The sequence below is a fragment of the Shimia aestuarii genome (assembly GCF_022814865.1).
GTDB classification, from domain to species: domain Bacteria; phylum Pseudomonadota; class Alphaproteobacteria; order Rhodobacterales; family Rhodobacteraceae; genus Shimia; species Shimia aestuarii_A.
In genome coordinates this window covers 127,524-145,764 of sequence record NZ_JAKVRD010000006.1, presented here as the reverse complement: position 1 = coordinate 145,764, position 18,241 = coordinate 127,524, and the positions used below count along the sequence as shown (strand labels likewise).

Genomic DNA, 18,241 nt, shown 5'->3' with positions numbered 1-18,241 from the left:
AGGATGAAACGGGTCGTCATCACAGGGGCCGGCACGATCAATGCGCTTGGCCACAACGTGTCCGAGACGTTTTCCGCCATGAAAGACGGGCGCTGCGGAATCGGACCTTTGGACGTGCGCGATGTGGACCGCCTTGCGATCAAGATCGGCGGGCAAGTGCGGGGCTTTGAAAGCGAAGGCCTTTTCAATCGCCAGCAGATCGCCCTTTACGACCGGTTCACGCAGTTCGCGCTTGTCGCGGCGCGCGAGGCGATCGGGCAGGCGGGCCTGTCCTTCTCCGGGGATCTTGCGGCGCGCTGTGGCGTGGTGCTCGGGACATCGGGCGGCGGTATGCAGACCCTCGACGAGAATTACCGCTCGGTCTATGAGGACGGCAAGAACCGCGTGCATCCCTTCGTGGTGCCGAAGCTCATGAACAACGCCGCCGCGAGCCATATCTCGATGGAGTTCAATCTCAAGGGGCCGAGCTTTACCGTTGCAACGGCTTGTGCCTCCTCGAACCACGCCATGAGCCAGGCCTTTCAACTCGTGCGCGCCGGCGCTGCGCCTGTGATGATCACTGGTGGGGCGGAATCCATGCTGTGCTTTGGCGGGATCAAGGCCTGGGAAGGCCTGCGCGTCATGTCCAAGGACGCCTGCCGCCCGTTCTCGGCCAACCGCAACGGCATGGTACAGGGCGAAGGGGCTGGGGTGTTCGTCTTCGAGGAATACGATCACGCCCGCGCCCGTGGAGCCGAGATTCTGGCCGAGGTCGTCGGCTTTGCCATGACATCGGACGCCTCAGATATCGTCATGCCGTCCAAGCAAGGCGCTGCGCGCGCCATTGCCGGGGCGCTGGCCGATGGCCGGATCAATACCGAGGAAGTCGGCTATATCAACGCGCATGGCACGGGCACGGCCGCGAATGACAAGACAGAGTGCGCCGCGGTGGCGGATGTCTTCGGCCAGCACGCAGACGAGTTGATGATCTCCTCGACCAAGTCCATGCACGGCCACCTGATCGGCGGCACCGGCGCGGTCGAGCTTTTGGCCTGTATCATGGCGCTACGCGACGGGGTGATCGCGCCGACCATTGGCTATGAAGAACCGGATCCGGAATGTGCACTCGACGTGGTGCCGAACGAGGCGCGCGAGGCCAAGGTCGATGTGGCGCTGTCCAACGCCTTTGCCTTCGGCGGCTTGAACGCGGTGATTGCGCTGCGCAAGGTCTAGGCGGTTATCTCGGAAACTAAAAACGCCGCTCTATTGAGAGCGGCGTTTTTGTTTGATCGGTCTTTGATCGATTATTGATTGACGGGGTTCGCCTTCTCGAAGGACGCTTTCAGACCATCGAGTTTCATTTCCACCGACACCACCTGATCGGGGGCCAGCGCCGGAACCAGCGAGACCGTCGAGGATTTGCCGTTCTGGAAGGCCTGAACTTCGATCGGCGACATGAACATGCGCGCAACACACCCGGCTTCATAGCAGAGCGTGAACGGTACGCGCTGTACCAGAACACCATCGATTGCGACCGCGAGCTGAGCCGTCAGGAGCGTGTTGAGCGGTGCCACAAAGGTCGCGCCGGCCGCTGCCGGGGCACCTTCGGGAAGACGATACATGGTCATCTCGATCACCGGTGTGTCCTCGGAGTCGGTCAGGAGCTGATACATGCGGCAGGGGCGCGGCTCGGGGCCCGTCTTGGCGCATTGCAGATCCCACGCACCGATCTTCTCGGAGCTGACCTCTTCACCGGGCTTTGCGGCCGGAGCGGCGGCTTGGCCTTCCATGATGGAGCCATCCGAGAGAGAGCCCACCTGCGCCGAAAGCGGAGCAGCCAGTGCGATCAGTGCGGCGGCGAAAAGGGGTTTAACGTGCTTGGACATCTCGAGTTCCCGTCGTTGTGTATGCGAGTCAGATATCGCTTACCATGCCCGTAACCGCTTGTCAGGCAAAGCCCTTTGCAAAATGGCCGCAGAGGGCGGTTTTTCGCTTCAAGGGGTCCGGGCCTGCGCGGCAATTCGGAAATCGACCCCGCGAAAAAGAAGAAGGAGCCTTGCGGCTCCCTCCCCATTTCACTCCCCGTCGGACTGGCCGACTTGTTTTCTGTCGTGAACGCTACGAAGATTTCAACGACCCGTCAACAGGAAAAAATACACGGGTTTCCGCATGTTTAGCCTGAAAAAAGGCCGCTCCAAGAAAGGGGCGGCCAAGTCCAACAGGGAGGAAAACCGTTCTTTGCGATCACCGCAGCGATCAGAACGAAATCAATACTGGCACGAGGGGGTTAACAATGTATTTTTGATGCGGAACGGCGGCCTGATTACAAGGAGCAAGTATTTGGAAGATGCAATTTTTGTCGGTGGCGGCGGAGAAGACTATGGCACCAAACAGGGGCTGAAACTCGAATATGCCAACCGTCATGGCCTCGTCGCGGGGGCGACAGGCACCGGCAAGACGGTCACGCTTCAGATCTTGGCCGAAGGTTTTTCCAAGGCGGGCGTTCCGGTCTTCCTGTCGGATGTGAAAGGCGATCTCTCGGGGCTCGCCGATGCGGGCAGCGCCGAGTTCAAGCTGCACGAGGCCTTCATGGATCGGGCCGGCAAGATCGGGTTTGACGACTATAGGTACGAGAGTTTTCCAGTCACGTTCTGGGATCTCTTCGGGGAACAAGGCCACCCGATTCGCACGACCGTCGCCGAAATGGGGCCGCTTCTCCTGTCCCGGCTGATGGAGTTGACCGAAGCGCAGGAAGGTATCCTCAACATTGCCTTCCGGCTCGCCGATGAAGAGGGGCTGCCGCTTCTTGATCTCAAGGACTTGCAGGCGCTTCTGGTCTGGGTCGGTGAAAACAAGGACGATCTTTCGCTGCGATATGGCAACGTCTCGGTCTCCTCGATCGGCGCGATCCAGCGTCGGCTTCTCGTGCTCGAGAACCAAGGCGGTGCGAAGCTCTTTGGTGAACCCGCGCTTGAGTTGTCGGATATCATACGGACGGATACTGATGGTCGCGGGCGGATCAATATCCTCGCCTCGGACAAGCTCATGGGGTCGCCACGGCTTTATGCAACGTTTCTGCTCTGGCTCCTGTCCGAACTGTTCGAGGAACTGCCCGAGGTCGGAGACCCGGACAAGCCGCGCCTTGTTTTCTTCTTCGATGAGGCGCATCTCCTGTTCGACGGTGCGCCCAAGGCGCTCGTCGATAAGGTTGAACAGGTGGCGCGCCTGATCCGCTCCAAGGGGGTCGGTATCTATTTCGTGACACAGAACCCTGACGACATTCCCGAGGATATCCTTGGCCAGCTTGGCAACCGTGTACAGCATGCCCTCCGCGCTTTTACCGCGCGGGATCGGCGGGCGTTGCGTCTCGCTGCCGAGACCTATCGCGAAAACCCGCGTTTCAGCACAGAAACCGCGATCCGTGAGGTTGGGGTCGGTGAGGCGGTCACGTCCTTCCTGATGAAGAAAGGTATTCCGGGGGTCGTCGAACGCACGCTGATCCGTCCGCCGTCCTCGCGTCTTGGCCCGATCGAGCCGAGCCTTCGCAAGACGGTTATCAACGCCTCTCCTGTGGCCGGAAAATACGAGGCGCTCAAGGATCGCCGCTCTGCCTATGAGATGCTCAAGGACCGCGCCGAGAAGGCCGCTGCAGAGGCCGAAGCGGCAGAGGCCCGCGAAGAGGAGATGGAGACGGCTGCGCGCGAATACAGCGCAGGGCGGCGCTATTCCGGAACGCGGGTGACACGCTCTACGTCGCGCAGCACTCGCCGGGGCGATAGTTTTGGCGAGGCTATGGGGAAAATGGTGATGAAAGAACTCACGGGCACCACCGGGCGCAAGATCGTGCGCGGAATCTTAGGTGGGCTGTTTCGGGGCCGTTGATCAAATCCCAACGCAAACAAAAAGGCCCGCTCGTTTGAGCGGGCCTTTTTTGTCGCGCCTCGGCCTATCTTTCTGGGATGAGCCCGCGTGGGCTAAAGCGCAGGACGAGCAGCAGGATCACACCCATCGTCAACAGGCGCATATGCGCGGCGCTGTCGATCAGGTGGTTGCGAAGCGCGCTATCCTCAGCCATGCCGGAGGTCACGAATTCCATCGCCCAATGCCCGAGCGGTTCCACCTCGACCCAAAGCCACCAGATCAGGAACCCGCCAAGCACTGCGCCAAGGTTGTTGCCGGAACCTCCGACGATGACCATCACCCAGATCAGGAAGGTAAAGCGCAGCGGCTGGTAGGTGCCGGGGGTCAACTGACCATCGAGCGTGGTCAGCATGGCGCCTGCGATCCCGCAGACGGCCGACCCCAGAACGAAGATCTGCAAATGGCGTCGGGTCACGTTCTTGCCCATCGCTTCGGCGGCCACTTCGTTGTCTCGGATCGCGCGCATCATCCGGCCCCAGGGGCTCTTCAGAGCGGCCTGCGCCATGACGAAAATCACCACCAGCACGATGGTGAACAGGACAGAGTAGCCAAGCTTGACGAAGAGGGTCGAGGCGGTGACAGGATCAAGCCCGAAGCCTTCGGCGCTCTTGATGAAGCTTTCGCTTTTCTGGAGGTCGATCTCATAGGGCACGGGGCGGGGCAGGCCGTTGACGTTCTTCACGCCGCGGCCAAGCCAGTCTTCGTTCTTGAGAACGGCAATGATGATTTCCGCGATGCCGAGCGTTGCAATGGCAAGATAGTCCGAGCGCAGACCAAGCGCGGTCTTGCCGATCAGCCAGGCTGCGCCTGCGGCCAGAAGACCGCCCATCGGCCAAGCCAGGAGCACCGGAAGGCCAAGCCCGCCGAGATAGCCTGTGCCTGCCGGGTTCACCGCTTCGATGGCCTCAACCGCCGGGTCAAAGACAAAGCGATAGACGAAGAAGCCCACGATCAGGAAGAGCGGCAAGCCGATGAGGCGCGCACGTCCCGAAAGGCGTTTGTTGAGGAACACTGCACCGACAATGGTCGCTGCGCCGATCACCAGCCCGCCAAGGACGCGCAGACCGCCAGCGGCCCAAGCCTCGCCCACGGGCGGCATGGAGGTCAGGACAACGGCTAGACCACCAAGCGCGACAAAGCCCATGACACCGACGTTGAACAGGCCGGCAAAGCCCCATTGAAGGTTGACCCCCAAAGCCATGATCGCCGAGATCAGTCCCATGTTGAGGATGAACAACGCGCTGTTCCAGCTCTGCACAAAGCCTGTGCCAAGGATGAGCAGCGCCATGCAGGCGAAGAGAAGGGTATTTTTGACCGTATCGCTCATACCGATTTCCCCTTGAAAATGCCGGTGGGCTTGAACAGGAGCACGACGATCAGGATCACGAAGCTCACCGCGAATTTGTAGTCCGTGCTCAGAAGTTGCACGAGCCCGTCAGGCTCGAGCGATTCTGGCATCCAGTATGTGAGAACCTTCTTCCACGCATAGGTGATCGTCACTTCCGAGAAGGCGACGATGAAGCCACCCGCGATGGCGCCAAGCGGGCTACCAAGGCCGCCGACGATGGCCGAGGCAAAGATCGGCAGCAGCAGCATGAAATAGACGAAGGGTTTGAAGGTCTTGTCGAGACCGTAGAGCGTCCCGGCAATGGCGGTGAGCGCGCCGACGATCATCCATGTGTACATCACCACGCGCTCGGGGTTGATCCCCGACAGGAGCGCAAGATCCTCGTTGTCGGAATAGGCGCGCATGGATTTACCGGTGCGCGTGCGGTTCAGGAACCAGAACAGGGCGATAACACAGATCACGGCTACGACGACGGTTAGGCCTTGGGTGGTCTTGATCGCAAGACCTTCGCGCAGGCCGGTCATCTGTTTGAATTCGCGCACCGAAATGATGAAGCGTTCCCCGTCGAGGAACTTCTGATCGTTCGGTCCGATGATGAACCGCACGAGGCCGTTCATGATGAACATCACACCCATCGACACGATTACGAGGATCACCGGCTTGGCCTTCTGCGCCCGATAAAAGCGATAGACGGTCCGGTCCGTGATGAGCAAAAGCGCGATGGTGCCAAGGATCGCGAAGGGCAGGGCAAGAAGCGCCGTCGGAAGCGGCCCGAGGCTAAGGCCCATACCCTGAAACCACCAGGTCACGAGCACTGCGATCATCGAGCCAAAGGCCATCGTGTCGCCGTGGGCAAAGTTTGAGAACCGCAGGATGCCATAGATCAGGGTGACACCGAGCGCGCCAAGCGCGAGCTGGCTGCCATAGGCGATCGCGGGGATCAGCACAAAGTTGGAGAGGGCGACAAAGCCGTTGAGAAAGTCCATCAAGCTGACCTCGCTGGTGAGTGGGTCGGTTCCGTGCCGCCGCGCGGGGCGCGGCCGAATTGAGAGGTGTCAGAGCGTGTCATTCGGATCACCCGCCAAGGAAGGACTTGCGCACTTCCGGGTCGGCCAGAAGTTCTTTGCCGGTGCCGGAATAAGCGTTGCGCCCTTGCACGAGCACATAGCCCTTGTCGGCGATCTCGAGCGCCTGGCGCGCGTTCTGCTCGACCATCAGGATCGGAATGCCTGTGCGGCTGACCTCGATGATCCGGTCGAACAGCTCGTCCATGACGATAGGCGAGACGCCTGCTGTCGGTTCGTCGAGCATCAAGACCTTCGGTTTGGTCATCAGCGCCCGGCCCACGGCGACTTGCTGGCGCTGACCGCCAGAAAGCTCGCCTGCGTGCTGATGCCGCTTTTCCTTGAGGATCGGGAACAGGTCATAGACCTGTGCCATCGTGTCCGAGAAATCGTCGGTGCGGATGAAGGCGCCCATCTCGAGGTTTTCCTCGACCGTCATCGAGGTAAAGATGTTCTGGGTCTGCGGGACAAAGCCCATGCCCTTGACCACACGCTGCTGCGGGCTGAGCTTGGTGATGTCCTCACCATCAAGCGTCACATGGCCCGAGTGGATATTGAGCATCCCGAACACGGCCTTCATGGCGGTGGATTTACCGGCGCCGTTCGGTCCGACGATCACGGCGATTTCGCCCTTGTCGACGGCCACCGTACAGTCATGCAGGATATCCGGCCCCTTGCCGTACCCGCCGGTCATATTGGCGCCTGTGAGAAAGCTCATACTATGCAATCCTCTTGAATGATCCGTGTCACGGAAGACGGGGCCGGATCAGGCCTCCATCATGTCTTTGTTCTTCAGGCCGGTGCCGAGATAGGCCTCGATCACCTGTTCATTGGCCTTGATCTCAGCCAATGTGCCCTCGGCAAGAACCTTGCCCTCGGCCATACAGATGACAGGGTCACAAATCTTGCCGATGAAATCCATGTCATGCTCGATGACAACGAACGTGTAGTTGCGTTCCTTGTTGAGCCGCAGGATCGCGTCGCCAATGGTGTTGAGAAGGGTGCGGTTCACGCCTGCGCCCACTTCGTCGAGAAAGACGATCTTGGCATCGACCATCATCGTGCGGCCAAGCTCGAGAAGTTTCTTCTGGCCGCCAGAAACCTGCCCGGCCTTGTGGTCGGCAAGGTGTTCCACGGTCAGGAATTCAAGCACTTCGTCCGCCTTGGCACGCAGGGCCCGCTCTTCATCGGCAATGCGCTTGCGACCGAACCAGGTATTCCAGAGCTTTTCGCCCGATTGCGCGCCCGGCACCATCATCAGGTTCTCGCGGCAGGTCATCGAAGAGAACTCATGCGCGATCTGGAACGTGCGCAGAAGACCTTTGTGGAACAGTTCGTGCGGCGGCAGTCCGGTGATGTCTTCGCCTGCCATGGTGACACGGCCAGAGGTCGGCTTGAGCACGCCTGCGATCACGTTGAAAAGGGTGGTCTTACCCGCGCCATTCGGCCCGATCAGCCCGGTGATAGAGCCCGGCTCGATCGAAAGGCTTGCGCCATCCACCGCGTGAAACCCGCCGAAATGCTTGTGCACGTCCTCGACAACGATCATGTCTTTTCCCCCGAAAGCGCGTTTTCCGCGTCTTTTCTATACGAAACAGCCCGGAGCGGATACTCCGGGCTGCTCCAATGTTCAAGCGCTGACTTAGCGGTACTGCGCCGTGGTCATCTTGCCACCTTCGATGACGATCTCACGGTAGCCGCCTGCGGCTTCGCCGGGGCCGATCAGTTCAACCGCAGTTGCGCCGACATAGTCGATGTCGGTGCCGTTCGCGAGCAGCTCGAGCGCCTTGTCGAGTTCACCGGCCATGATTTTCTCGCCCGGCGCGTTGGCCACGTCCATGATCTTGCCCGCGTAGTCCGAGGAGTTCGACGACCCAGCCGCCTGCATGGCGAGCATGATGAGCGCTGCGGCGTCATAGCTTTCGCCAACATAGGGGCCAGAGGCATCCGCGCCAGTGGCGGCGACCTTTTCCTTGACCATGGAAGCATCTGCCGCTTCGCTGCCCGGAACCGTGCCGATCGAGCCTTCGATCTCGTCGCCGAACGCTTCTTCAAGCGCCGAGCCGATCATCCCGTCGGGCAGGGCGAAAGTGTCGAACGCGCCAGTGTCGAGCGCAGCACGGATCACACCGGGGCCACCTTGGTCAACATAGCCCGCAACGATGAGGATATCGCCGCCGGCTGCGGCCAGTGCGCCAACTTCGGCCGAGTAGTCGGCTTTGCCGTCTTCGTGTGCCGCCACGGTGGTGATTTCACCGCCAGCGCCTTCGAATGCGGCGGCGATGCTGTCTGCAAGGCCCTTGCCGTAGTCGTTGTTGGTGTAGGTGATCGCTGCCGACTTGAAGCCGCGCTCCATCAGTACCTCTGCGAGAACCTGACCTTGACGCGCATCCGACGGGGCGGTGCGGAAGAACAGGCCGTTGTCCTCGGCGCTCGAGAGCGCGGGCGAGGTTGCGGAGGGCGAAATCATCACGACGCCGTTCGGCACGGCGACGTTGGCGAGAACCGCGCCCGTCACACCGGAACAGTCGGCGCCCATGATACCTTTGACACCTTCGCTGGTGATCAGGCGTTCCGCCGCTGCGGTGGCTGCACCTGCGTCGATACAGGTCGAGTCAGCGCGCACCGGGGTCACGGTCGAACCGCCGAGCAGTTTGCCCGACTCGGTGACTTCTTGCATCGCGACTTCTGCACCGCCAGCCATTGCCGGGGTCAGGGATTCGATCGGGCCGGTAAAGCCAAGGATCACGCCAAGCTTGATGTCCTCGGCCGACGCAGCGCCAGCCATAAGTGCGGTGGCAGCAGATGCCATCAGCAGTTTTTTCATCGGTTCACTCCCAAAATAGTGTTGTTATCCGGACGTAGCCTAGCGCGGAATTTTCAAAAGAAAAGGGGGCTTGAGCGGGAGGTCGCGCAAAGGAAAGAAAGCAAATTGGGGCGGATGCCCTATATTTGAAGAAAAGTCGAAGACCCCTTGCCTTTGAAAGGAGCCCGAGATGCGTTTGATTGCCCTGCTTGTCCTGATTTTCACCCCGATTGCGGCCCTGTCGCAAACCGCGCCGAGCCTGCGTGCCGAGCCGGTCGCAGAGGGATTCGTAGAGCCCTGGAGCTTTGCGTTCCTGCCGGACGGAGGGATGCTTGTGACGGAACGGCCCGGCGCGCTTTGGCATGTGAAGGCCGATGGAAGCCGGGAAGAGATCGCCGGCCTGCCGGATATCAGGGTGCGCGGGCAGGGCGGTCTTCTCGATGTGCTCGTGCCGCGTGATTTTCTGCAAAGCCGGGAAATCTTCCTAAGCTATTCAAAACCCCAGCGCGGTGGCCTCGGCACGGCGCTCTATCGTGCGCTATTGCCCGAGGGGCGGACGCGGCTGGAAAAAGGCCGCATCCTCTTTGAGATGACCCCTGGATCGAGCGGTGGGCGCCATTTCGGCAGTCGGATCGTCGAGGCCCCGGACGGCACGCTCTTCATGACCATCGGAGAACGCGGGGATCGCCCCTCGGCGCAAGACCTCACACGCCACAATGGCAGTATCGTGCGCCTCAACCGCGACGGATCAGTGCCTGCCGACAATCCTTTCGTCGGACAAGATGGCGCAGAGCCGGAAATCTGGACCTATGGCCACCGCAATCCGCAGGGCGCGGCGCTCGATTCTGATGGCAATCTCTGGGCCGTGGAGCATGGCGCGCGCGGTGGCGATGAGGTCAACCGTATTCGCCCCGGCACCAACTATGGCTGGCCGGTGATTTCTTATGGCCGACACTATAGCGGTCTCAAGATCGGGGAAGGCACCGCCAAGGACGGTATGGCGCAGCCTGTTTTCTACTGGGATCCGTCCATCGCGCCCTCTGGCATGGCGTTCCATAGCGGCAAAAGCATCCCCGACTAGCGCGGCGCAATCCTCGTTGGCAGTCTAAAATACGACTATATTGCAGTCCTGAAGAGAAAACCGCTCTCAGAAGTTGCACAAATCGAACTTTCCGAGACAGAGCGCGTGCGTGATGTGCGCGAGGGGCCGGACGGAAACCTCTACTTCCTTTCCGAGCCACGCGGCACGATTTACCGGCTTGTCCCGAACTAGATCGAAAGGCGGGTCGATTGACTGCCACGCTCGCGATAGGGCGTGGTGTCATAATGCGCGCGGTAGCATTTCGAGAAATGCGAGGGCGAGGCAAAACCACAGGCCAGCGCCACATTGATCACGCTCATATCCGTTTGCATCAGCAGGTTGCGCGCTTTCTGGAGCCGCAACTCCATGTAGTAGCGCTTCGGCGACCGGTTGAGATAGCGTCTGAACAACCGTTCAAGCTGGCGTGTGGACATGCCCACGTCCTTGGCAAGGATCGAGGGGCTGATCGGCTCTTCGATATTGCCTTCCATCATCTGGATCACTTGGCTGAGCTTTGGGTGACGCACGCCGATCCGTGTCGGCACGGAAAGACGTTGAGTATCCTGATCGGTCCGGATCGAGGAGTAAATCTGCTGATCCGCGACCCAGTTGGCGATATCTTCCCCGAAATCATCCGAGATGATCTGGAGGAACATGTCGATGGACGAGGTGCCGCCCGCCGTGGTCATCCGGTTGCCGTCGATCTTGTAGACAGACTTGCTCAGGTCGACCTCCGGAAAATCCTCCGAGAAACTATCTTGGTTTTCCCAATGGATCGTGGCCTTCTTGCCATCAAGCAACCCTGCCTTGGCAAGGACATAGGCCGCGGTGCACAGACCGCCGATCTTGATCCCTTTTCGGGCCTCGCGCCGCAGCCAAGAGATGAGTCGTTTGCTCGTGGCCTTCTGGATTTCAATCCCGCCGCACAGCATCACGCGATCATCACGATGCAGTTCAATCAGGTCGTCATCGAGCTTGAACTCGGTATTCGTCGAGCAGGAGACCGTGTCACCGCCTTCGCCGACAAGGATCCATTCATAGCGTGGGGTCGCGGTGTTCCGATTGGCCAGCCTTAGGCAGTCCAGTGCAGAGGCAAAGGACAAAAGAGTAAAATTATCAAGCAAAACAAACACAAAGCGGATGGGCTTCGTGTGGGTTTCTGTGGTTTCGCCTGATCTTGCCGGCTGGGCCATAGGCACGAATCCTTGCTGATTGCTGGGTCCATTTCGCTGATCCGGTGATGTTAGCGCTTTTCACGACACCAAGGTCAAGAGCGATAATTCAGATATGGTCCTTGTGGCAGTGGTTTTGTATAAGGGCCATTCATGGAGATATAGACCGGAGCAAAGACAATGGCAGAATGGGTAAAATCTGGCTGGCGGAACAAACCGCGGATCCAGATGCCTGAGTATACGGATGAGGACGCGCTGAAGGCCGTGGAGGCCCAGCTTGCCAGCTATCCGCCGCTCGTCTTTGCCGGTGAGGCGCGCCGCCTGAAGGCCGATCTCGGGGCCGCCGCACGCGGCGAGGCGTTCCTTCTTCAAGGCGGCGATTGCGCCGAGAGCTTTGAGCAATTCTCGGCCGACGCGATCCGCGACACATTCAAGGTCATGCTGCAGATGGCCATGGTCCTGACCTATGGTGCCAAGGTGCCTGTGGTGAAGGTCGGGCGCATGGCGGGCCAATTTGCCAAGCCGCGCTCCGCCCCGACCGAGACGGTCGATGGTGTTGAACTGCCGAGCTACCGTGGTGACATCATCAACGAGCTGGACTTCACCCCGAATGCCCGCATTCCGGACCCGCGCAAGATGCTGCAGGCCTATACTCAGGCCGCCGCAACGCTGAACCTCCTGCGCGCGTTCTCGACCGGGGGCTATGCTGATGTGCATCAGGTTCATAGCTGGACGCTTGGCTTCACCGAAGGCGAAAAAGCCACGCAATACCGCGATATGGCGAACCGGATTTCCGACGCGCTCGATTTCATGAAATCGGCGGGCATCAACTCGGCGTCGTCTGCTGCACTGCGGACCGTGGATTTCTATACAAGCCACGAGAGCCTGCTTCTTGAATATGAAGAGGCGCTCACCCGTCTCGACTCGACCTCCGGCAACTGGCTTGCTGGTTCGGGCCACATGATCTGGATCGGCGACCGCACCCGTCAGCCCGACGGCGCGCATGTTGAATTCTGCCGGGGCGTTTTGAACCCGATTGGCCTCAAATGCGGCCCGTCGATGACCTCGGAAGATCTCAAGGTTCTCTTGAACAAGCTCAACCCCGAAAACGAAGAAGGCCGTCTGACGCTCATCGCGCGTTTCGGTGCGGGCAAGGTCTCGGAGCATCTGCCGCGTCTCATCAAGACGGTGCAGGAAGAGGGCGCGAAAGTCCTTTGGGTGTGCGATCCGATGCATGGCAACACGATCAAATCGGCCAGCGGCTACAAGACGCGTCCCTTCGACAGCGTGCTGCGCGAAGTGCGCGAGTTCTTTGGCGTGCACAAAGCCGAGGGCACGATCCCGGGCGGTGTTCATTTCGAGATGACCGGTCAGGACGTGACCGAATGCACCGGCGGCGTGCGTGCGGTAACCGAGGGCGACCTCTCGGCCCGCTACCACACGGCGTGCGATCCGCGCCTCAACGCGTCGCAATCGCTCGAGCTGGCGTTCCTCGTGGCCGAGGAACTGTCGGACTTGCGCGAAGCACGTCAGGTTGCAGCGGGTTAATAGGACCGCTTAAAGCTTTGAAAGTAATAGGGAAGGCGGATTGCTCTGTAGGGCAATCCGCCTTTTCTTCCTTGCTCTAGGCCTCTGTGGCCACCAGCCTGAGATATGGCACTTGGGTCTCGCGCATTTGTCCCGCGTGGGGATCAAACCGCAAGGTCCGACCGAAAGAGCCGCTAAGTGTAACCGCCTGCGCCACTGGCGATACCCGCCCGGCAAAGGCAATCGCCCCAAGCAACCGCGACACCGCGCCGTCACGATCCACCAGCGGCAAGAGACGAATTTCACCAATACCGCCGGGGTGCAGCCCGCGGCGCACTGTGCGGAGCGTCAAGCGTGCGGTGGCCGGGCCGCGAAAAACCGCGTCGACCACCTGCGCAAGGCTCGCCTGCGAGGCAGTATCGAAGGCGCGCGAAAAAGGTAGGCCGCGCGCCTCGCATCCCATCACCTCGCTCAGCACAGAACCGGACACGCGGATACGGCAAAGGTCAGGCCCAATGCGCTCAAGCACAAAAGCATGTCGCAGGTCGTGCCCGATGCCCCGCGGATCTATCTCGCTGCGCGTCGGAAGGCCCAATCCGCCCGCGGTCCCATCGCGGAGGCCCTGCCAATAGGCCTCGATCCGGTTTATCGGGGCAAAGGCCCGTAGCGATGTGCCCTCGGACCCGCCCGATCTTTTCTGTCCAAACATTTCCCCAATCTCCCGCCGTTGGCCCACAGGGGCAGGCCAGCGACTCTTTTCTCCAAACCACAGAAAAATCATCTCACATTAAGGGCAAATACGGCGCTCTTTCGTCAGGAATGGTTAACCGTTGCCCCGGACGCGGTCAGGGCGATGGCTTGCACGCCCCCCTGCAATGGCTTTAGGTGACAAAAGGAAAGATGGGAGGCGCATGTGCTGAATTCGATGACGGGCTTTGCCACAATGAAGGGTGAAGCCCTCGGTTTCGACTGGGTCTGGGATTTGCGCAGCGTGAATGCCAAGGGGCTTGATCTGCGTCTTCGTGTACCGGATTGGGTCGAAGGCTTGGAACCCGCCGTGCGCGCGACATTGACCAAGGCGCTTGACCGAGGTTCGGTCAACCTCTCTCTCCGCCTGCAGAAGGGCGAGGAAGAGGCCTCCCTCGCGCTCAACAAGACACAGCTTGCCCCCGTGCTCACCGCGCTTGCAGCCGTGGAACACCATGCCGCCGAACACGGCGTTACACTCGCGCCTTCCAAGGCGAGCGATCTTCTCTCCTTGCGGGGAATCCTTGACGTCACAGCACGCGAGACCGACACCAAAGCCCTGCGCGAGGCGCTCTTGAAAGACCTGCCCGATCTTCTCGGGGCTTTTGCAGACATGCGCCGGGCTGAAGGCGAGGCGCTCGATTCAGTGCTCAAGGATCAACTCGGACAGATCGCCCGGCTGACCGAAGCCGCCGCGAAGGAAGCCGAGGCGCGCAAGGGCGAGGCCCGCGCCACGCTGCAAGCCAATCTCGCCCGCGTGCTCGAGAATGCCGATAACGTCGATGAGGCCCGCATCGCCCAAGAGCTGGCCATGCTTGCCGTGAAACAGGATGTGACGGAAGAGCTTGACCGGCTACGCGCTCATGTGGATGCAGCGCGTGACCTCCTCGCAGGCGGAAGTCCGGTGGGCCGCAAACTCGATTTCCTCATGCAAGAGTTCAATCGCGAGGCCAATACGCTCTGCTCCAAGTCGCAATCTGTCGCGCTGACGCGGATCGGGCTGGACCTTAAGGCGGTGATCGACCAAATGCGTGAACAGGTTCAGAACGTAGAGTAGGGGACAGACATGACCAACCGACGCGGCCTTCTTATCATCCTGTCCTCGCCCTCCGGTGCCGGGAAATCGACACTCGCCCGCCGCCTGATGCAGTGGGACGCGGGGTTGCGGTTTTCAATCTCTGCCACCACGCGCAAACCGCGCCCCGGCGAAGAGCACGGGCGCGAGTATTTCTTTCTCTCCGAAGAGGCGTTTAAGCGCGAAGTGGGCAATGGGGGAATGCTCGAACATGCGCATGTCTTCGGCAATTTCTATGGTTCTCCGGCAGGCCCGGTCAAAGAGACGATCGACGCGGGCAATGACGTGCTCTTTGATGTCGATTGGCAAGGCGAACAGCAAATTCGCAACTCTGACCTCGGCAAGCATGCGCTTTCGATCTTCATCCTGCCGCCCTCGATCAAGGAATTGCATCGCCGTCTCGTGACCCGCGCCCAAGATAGCGAAGAGGTCATCACGCGGCGCATGAACAAAAGCTGGGACGAGATAAGCCACTGGGGCGCTTATGATTATGTGTTGATCAACGACGATCTCGACGCGACCGAGTCTCAGCTCAAGACCATCATCACGGCCGAACGTATGCGCCGTGAACAACAGCCAATGCTGCAAGACCATGTGCGCACGCTACAAACTGAATTCGAGGAGATGTCCTGATGCCGATATATGAGCTTGACGGGGTGCGCCCCGAGATCGCCGAAGATAGCTGGGTCGCGCCCGATGCAAATTTGATCGGGCGGATTGTCCTCGAAGAGGGGGCGTCGGTCTGGTTTGGCGCGACGCTGCGCGGCGACAACGAAGAGATTCGCATTGGCGCGGGGTCCAACGTGCAGGAAAACACCGTCATGCATACTGATTTGGGTTTCCCGCTCTCCATCGGCGCGGGGTGCACCATTGGGCACAAGGCTATGCTGCACGGCTGCACCATTGGCGACAATAGCCTCATCGGCATGGGCGCGACGGTTCTGAACGGGGCGAAGATCGGCAAGAACTGCCTGATCGGGGCAGGGGCGCTTGTCACCGAGGGCAAGGAAATCCCAGATGGTGCGCTCGTCATGGGCGCGCCGGGCAAGGTTGTGCGGACACTCGACGAGGCCGCGATTCAAGGCCTACGGGCAAGCGCGTTACACTACCAGGAAAACATGCGCCGCTTTCGCGCAGGGCTAAAGCAGGTGTGATCCTCAACTAGGTTTTACATTAGATACTCCATGTAAGTCTTTGGTTTTGCATGGAGTGTTTGATAAATACCCGCTCTCTGAATAAACCGTTTACAAAACGGACCGGCTCGGAAACTCTTGCGCGCAACGATATCTTGCGTGTGAGACATCCATGAAATCCGTCCAGTCCTTTCTCGACGCCATTCCCATGCCCGCGGTCTTCGTCGAGACGCAAATGCGTATTGTCGGCGCCAATGACAGGGCGCTTGCGCTCAATCCGAACGCCAAAGAAACGCGCCCCTTCGTCCTCGTTTTTCGTCAGCCGTCGCTTGGGTCCGCGCTTGAGACCTGCCTTGCCTCGGGTGCCGCGCAGCGTGCGATCTATCATCATACCGACGGTCCGCATGAAATCCGCTACGAGGTCACATTGAGCCGCGTGCAGGGGGGAGAGATTGATGGCTGTCTGCTGTGTTTCAATGACACCACGCACCTCAAGCAAGCCGATCAGATGCGGCGTGATTTCGTCGCCAATGTGAGCCACGAATTGCGCACGCCACTGACCGCGATCCTTGGCTTTATCGAGACTTTGCAAGGCCCGGCGCGCGGCGACCAGAAGGCGCAGGATCGCTTTTTGTCGACCATGGCGGCCGAAGCCGGGCGGATGAACCGCCTTGTTGGGGATCTGCTGTCGCTAAGCCGGGTCGAGGAAGAGGCGCGGGTGCGCCCGACCACCATGGTGGACCTTGTGCAACTGATCCGCTCGACCGTGCGCAATCTCGAACCCGTGGCCGAGGAGGTCGGCGGCGCGCTGATCTTCGATGCCCCCGAGGAACCGCACAAGCTCGCGGCTGATTCCGATCAGCTCTTTCAGGTGTTCACCAATCTGATCGAGAACGCGCTCAAATACGGCGGCAAAGGCACGCAGGTGACGCTGCGCATCGCCAAATCGCCCCACGACCACGTGTTGCGCGTGCCGGTCCTACGCATCAGCGTAGAAGACACAGGGCCCGGCATCGCCCCGACTCATATCCCGCGCCTGACCGAGCGATTCTATCGCATCGATTCTCACCGTTCGCGTGAGATGGGCGGTACGGGGCTGGGCCTCGCCATCGTGAAACACATCCTCAACCGCCATCGTGGCCGTTTGGCCGTCGAAAGCACGGTAGGAGAGGGGTCGGTTTTCACGGTGATCCTGCCGCTCAGCTAAAGAATCTGCGCCTCACTCTCGGGTGTCATAAAAGCGTTACGTTGGTGTCACAAAAGGTTCGCGCCGGGTCCGTAGCACCCCGCTGAGACCGTCATGCTCAGACGGTCAACACCAATGGAGTTAATCATATGTCCGTCAAACTGACCGCATCGGCACTGGCTATCGCAGCCGTCGCCACCACCGCTGCCGCTCGTGACCAGGTTCAGGTCGCCGGGTCCTCGACCGTTCTTCCCTACGCGTCGATCGTTGCCGAAGCCTTCGGTGAAAACTTTGACTTCCCGACCCCGGTTGTTGAATCCGGTGGCTCCTCGGCAGGTCTCAAGCGCTTCTGCGAAGGCGTGGGCGAGAACACCATCGACGTCGCCAACGCATCGCGCAAGATCAAGGACAAAGAAGTCAAAGCCTGCGCCGAAGCTGGCGTGACCGACATCATCGAAGTCCGCATCGGCTATGACGGCATCGTGTTCGCATCGCAGATCAACGGCCCGGCCTACACCGCATTCCAGCCGGTCGACATCTTCAACGCTCTGTCGGCGAAAGTTGTCAAAGACGGCGCGCTCGTCGAGAACACCCACAAACAGTGGGCCGATTTCAACGGCGACCTTCCCGCCGCGGACATCGCCGCGTTCATCCCGGGCACCAAGCACGGCACCCGTGAAGTCTTCGAAGAAAAAGTGATGGTTGAAGGCTGTAAAGAAGCTGGCGCATTCGACATCTACATGGCCGAGAACGGTGGCGACAAGAAAGCCGCTGGAAAAGCCTGCTACGAAGTGCGCACCGACGGCGTGTCGGTCGACATCGACGGCGACTACACCGAAACCCTCGCACGCATCGACGCCAACCCGAACGGTGTCGGCGTCTTCGGTCTCGCCTTCTACGAGAACAACACCGACAAGCTCAAAGTTGCGACCATGGGTGGCGTTGCTCCGTCGACCGAAACCATCGCGACCGGCGAATACCCTGTGTCCCGCCCGCTGTTCTTCTACGTGAAGAAAGCTCATATCGGCGTGATCCCGGGCCTCAAAGAGTATGCTGAGTTCTTCGTTGCAGACGAGATCGCAGGCCCCGATGGCCCGCTCTCCGAGTATGGCCTCGTGTCGGACCCGGAACTCGCGGCAACTCAGGCGGCTGTTTCCGCTGAAGAGACCATGAAGTAAGGCCCCCGCCTTACCAGGGACGGC

Annotated in this window: 16 protein-coding genes and 1 pseudogene; 9 read left to right on the top strand and 8 right to left on the bottom strand. The window is 60.3% G+C overall.

Annotation, left to right across the window (positions count from 1 at the left end):
* The first annotated feature begins 3 nt into the window (after positions 1 to 3).
* Positions 4 to 1,212 carry a beta-ketoacyl-[acyl-carrier-protein] synthase family protein gene (locus tag MK745_RS08335; RefSeq protein ID WP_243612827.1) on the top strand — a complete coding sequence of 403 codons (1,209 nt, stop codon included), beginning with the start codon at positions 4 to 6 and terminating at the stop codon, positions 1,210 to 1,212.
* Between the two features lie 71 nt (positions 1,213 to 1,283).
* On the opposite strand, the gene MK745_RS08330 is transcribed toward MK745_RS08335, so the two are convergent.
* Entirely contained in the window at positions 1,284 to 1,865 is a 582-nt protein-coding gene (locus MK745_RS08330) for an invasion associated locus B family protein (protein WP_243612826.1), read from the bottom strand.
* Positions 1,866 to 2,319: 454 nt separating this feature from the next.
* Here MK745_RS08330 and MK745_RS08325 point away from each other — a divergent pair, with 454 nt between their 5' ends.
* Positions 2,320 to 3,861 carry a helicase HerA-like domain-containing protein gene (locus tag MK745_RS08325; protein ID WP_243612825.1) on the top strand — a complete coding sequence of 514 codons (1,542 nt, stop codon included), beginning with the start codon at positions 2,320 to 2,322 and terminating at the stop codon, positions 3,859 to 3,861.
* 64 nt (positions 3,862 to 3,925) lie between these two features.
* On the opposite strand, the gene MK745_RS08320 is transcribed toward MK745_RS08325, so the two are convergent.
* From MK745_RS08320 to MK745_RS08300, 5 genes are all read right to left on the bottom strand, one after another.
* Positions 3,926 to 5,227 (bottom strand): branched-chain amino acid ABC transporter permease, encoded by a 1,302-nt coding sequence (locus tag MK745_RS08320; protein WP_243612824.1) that lies wholly within the window; start codon positions 5,225 to 5,227, stop codon positions 3,926 to 3,928.
* The gene (locus MK745_RS08315; RefSeq protein ID WP_243612823.1) at positions 5,224 to 6,234 is read right to left on the bottom strand and encodes a branched-chain amino acid ABC transporter permease; all 1,011 of its coding nucleotides are present in this window, start codon (positions 6,232 to 6,234) and stop codon (positions 5,224 to 5,226) included. Before MK745_RS08315 ends, MK745_RS08320 begins: the two co-directional genes overlap by 4 nt.
* Positions 6,235 to 6,322: 88 nt before the next feature.
* Positions 6,323 to 7,030, bottom strand: coding sequence for an ABC transporter ATP-binding protein (locus tag MK745_RS08310; RefSeq protein WP_243612822.1), 708 nt, complete (start codon positions 7,028 to 7,030; stop codon positions 6,323 to 6,325).
* 48 nt (positions 7,031 to 7,078) lie between these two features.
* On the bottom strand, positions 7,079 to 7,861 hold the full coding sequence (locus MK745_RS08305; protein ID WP_243612821.1) for an ABC transporter ATP-binding protein: 783 nt from the start codon (positions 7,859 to 7,861) through the stop codon (positions 7,079 to 7,081).
* 93 nt (positions 7,862 to 7,954) lie between these two features.
* On the bottom strand, positions 7,955 to 9,139 hold the full coding sequence (locus tag MK745_RS08300; RefSeq protein WP_243612820.1) for an ABC transporter substrate-binding protein: 1,185 nt from the start codon (positions 9,137 to 9,139) through the stop codon (positions 7,955 to 7,957).
* Between the two features lie 169 nt (positions 9,140 to 9,308).
* Here MK745_RS08300 and MK745_RS08295 point away from each other — a divergent pair.
* Positions 9,309 to 10,391: pseudogene (locus MK745_RS08295) on the top strand (PQQ-dependent sugar dehydrogenase).
* On the opposite strand, the gene MK745_RS08290 reads toward MK745_RS08295, so the two are convergent.
* Complete coding sequence (locus MK745_RS08290) at positions 10,388 to 11,392, bottom strand: GlxA family transcriptional regulator (RefSeq protein WP_243612819.1); 1,005 nt, start codon at positions 11,390 to 11,392, stop codon at positions 10,388 to 10,390. The pseudogene MK745_RS08295 and the gene MK745_RS08290 sit on opposite strands and share 4 nt — an antisense overlap.
* Positions 11,393 to 11,551: 159 nt before the next feature.
* Here MK745_RS08290 and MK745_RS08285 point away from each other — a divergent pair, with 159 nt between their 5' ends.
* A complete protein-coding gene (locus MK745_RS08285) occupies positions 11,552 to 12,919 on the top strand; it encodes a class II 3-deoxy-7-phosphoheptulonate synthase (protein WP_243612818.1) in 1,368 nt (455 codons plus the stop codon).
* Positions 12,920 to 12,995: 76 nt separating this feature from the next.
* Here the strand turns inward: MK745_RS08285 and MK745_RS08280 are convergent, their stop codons facing one another.
* Entirely contained in the window at positions 12,996 to 13,607 is a 612-nt protein-coding gene (locus MK745_RS08280; RefSeq protein ID WP_243612817.1) for a PAS domain-containing protein, read from the bottom strand.
* A 204-nt stretch (positions 13,608 to 13,811) separates the two neighbouring features.
* Here MK745_RS08280 and MK745_RS08275 point away from each other — a divergent pair, with 204 nt between their 5' ends.
* From MK745_RS08275 to MK745_RS08255, 5 genes are all read left to right on the top strand, one after another.
* Positions 13,812 to 14,702 (top strand): YicC/YloC family endoribonuclease, encoded by an 891-nt coding sequence (locus tag MK745_RS08275; protein ID WP_243612816.1) that lies wholly within the window; start codon positions 13,812 to 13,814, stop codon positions 14,700 to 14,702.
* A 9-nt stretch (positions 14,703 to 14,711) separates the two neighbouring features.
* Positions 14,712 to 15,353, top strand: coding sequence for a guanylate kinase (gmk, locus tag MK745_RS08270; RefSeq protein WP_243612815.1), 642 nt, complete (start codon positions 14,712 to 14,714; stop codon positions 15,351 to 15,353).
* Positions 15,353 to 15,874: a gamma carbonic anhydrase family protein gene (locus tag MK745_RS08265; protein WP_243612814.1), complete on the top strand. Its 522-nt coding sequence runs from the start codon at positions 15,353 to 15,355 to the stop codon at positions 15,872 to 15,874. The genes gmk and MK745_RS08265 overlap by 1 nt, the downstream gene beginning before the upstream one ends.
* 151 nt (positions 15,875 to 16,025) lie before the next feature.
* The gene (locus MK745_RS08260) at positions 16,026 to 17,060 is read left to right on the top strand and encodes a sensor histidine kinase (protein WP_243612813.1); all 1,035 of its coding nucleotides are present in this window, start codon (positions 16,026 to 16,028) and stop codon (positions 17,058 to 17,060) included.
* 128 nt (positions 17,061 to 17,188) lie between these two features.
* Positions 17,189 to 18,217, top strand: coding sequence for a substrate-binding domain-containing protein (locus MK745_RS08255; RefSeq protein ID WP_243612812.1), 1,029 nt, complete (start codon positions 17,189 to 17,191; stop codon positions 18,215 to 18,217).
* The last annotated feature ends 24 nt before the right edge of the window (positions 18,218 to 18,241 follow it).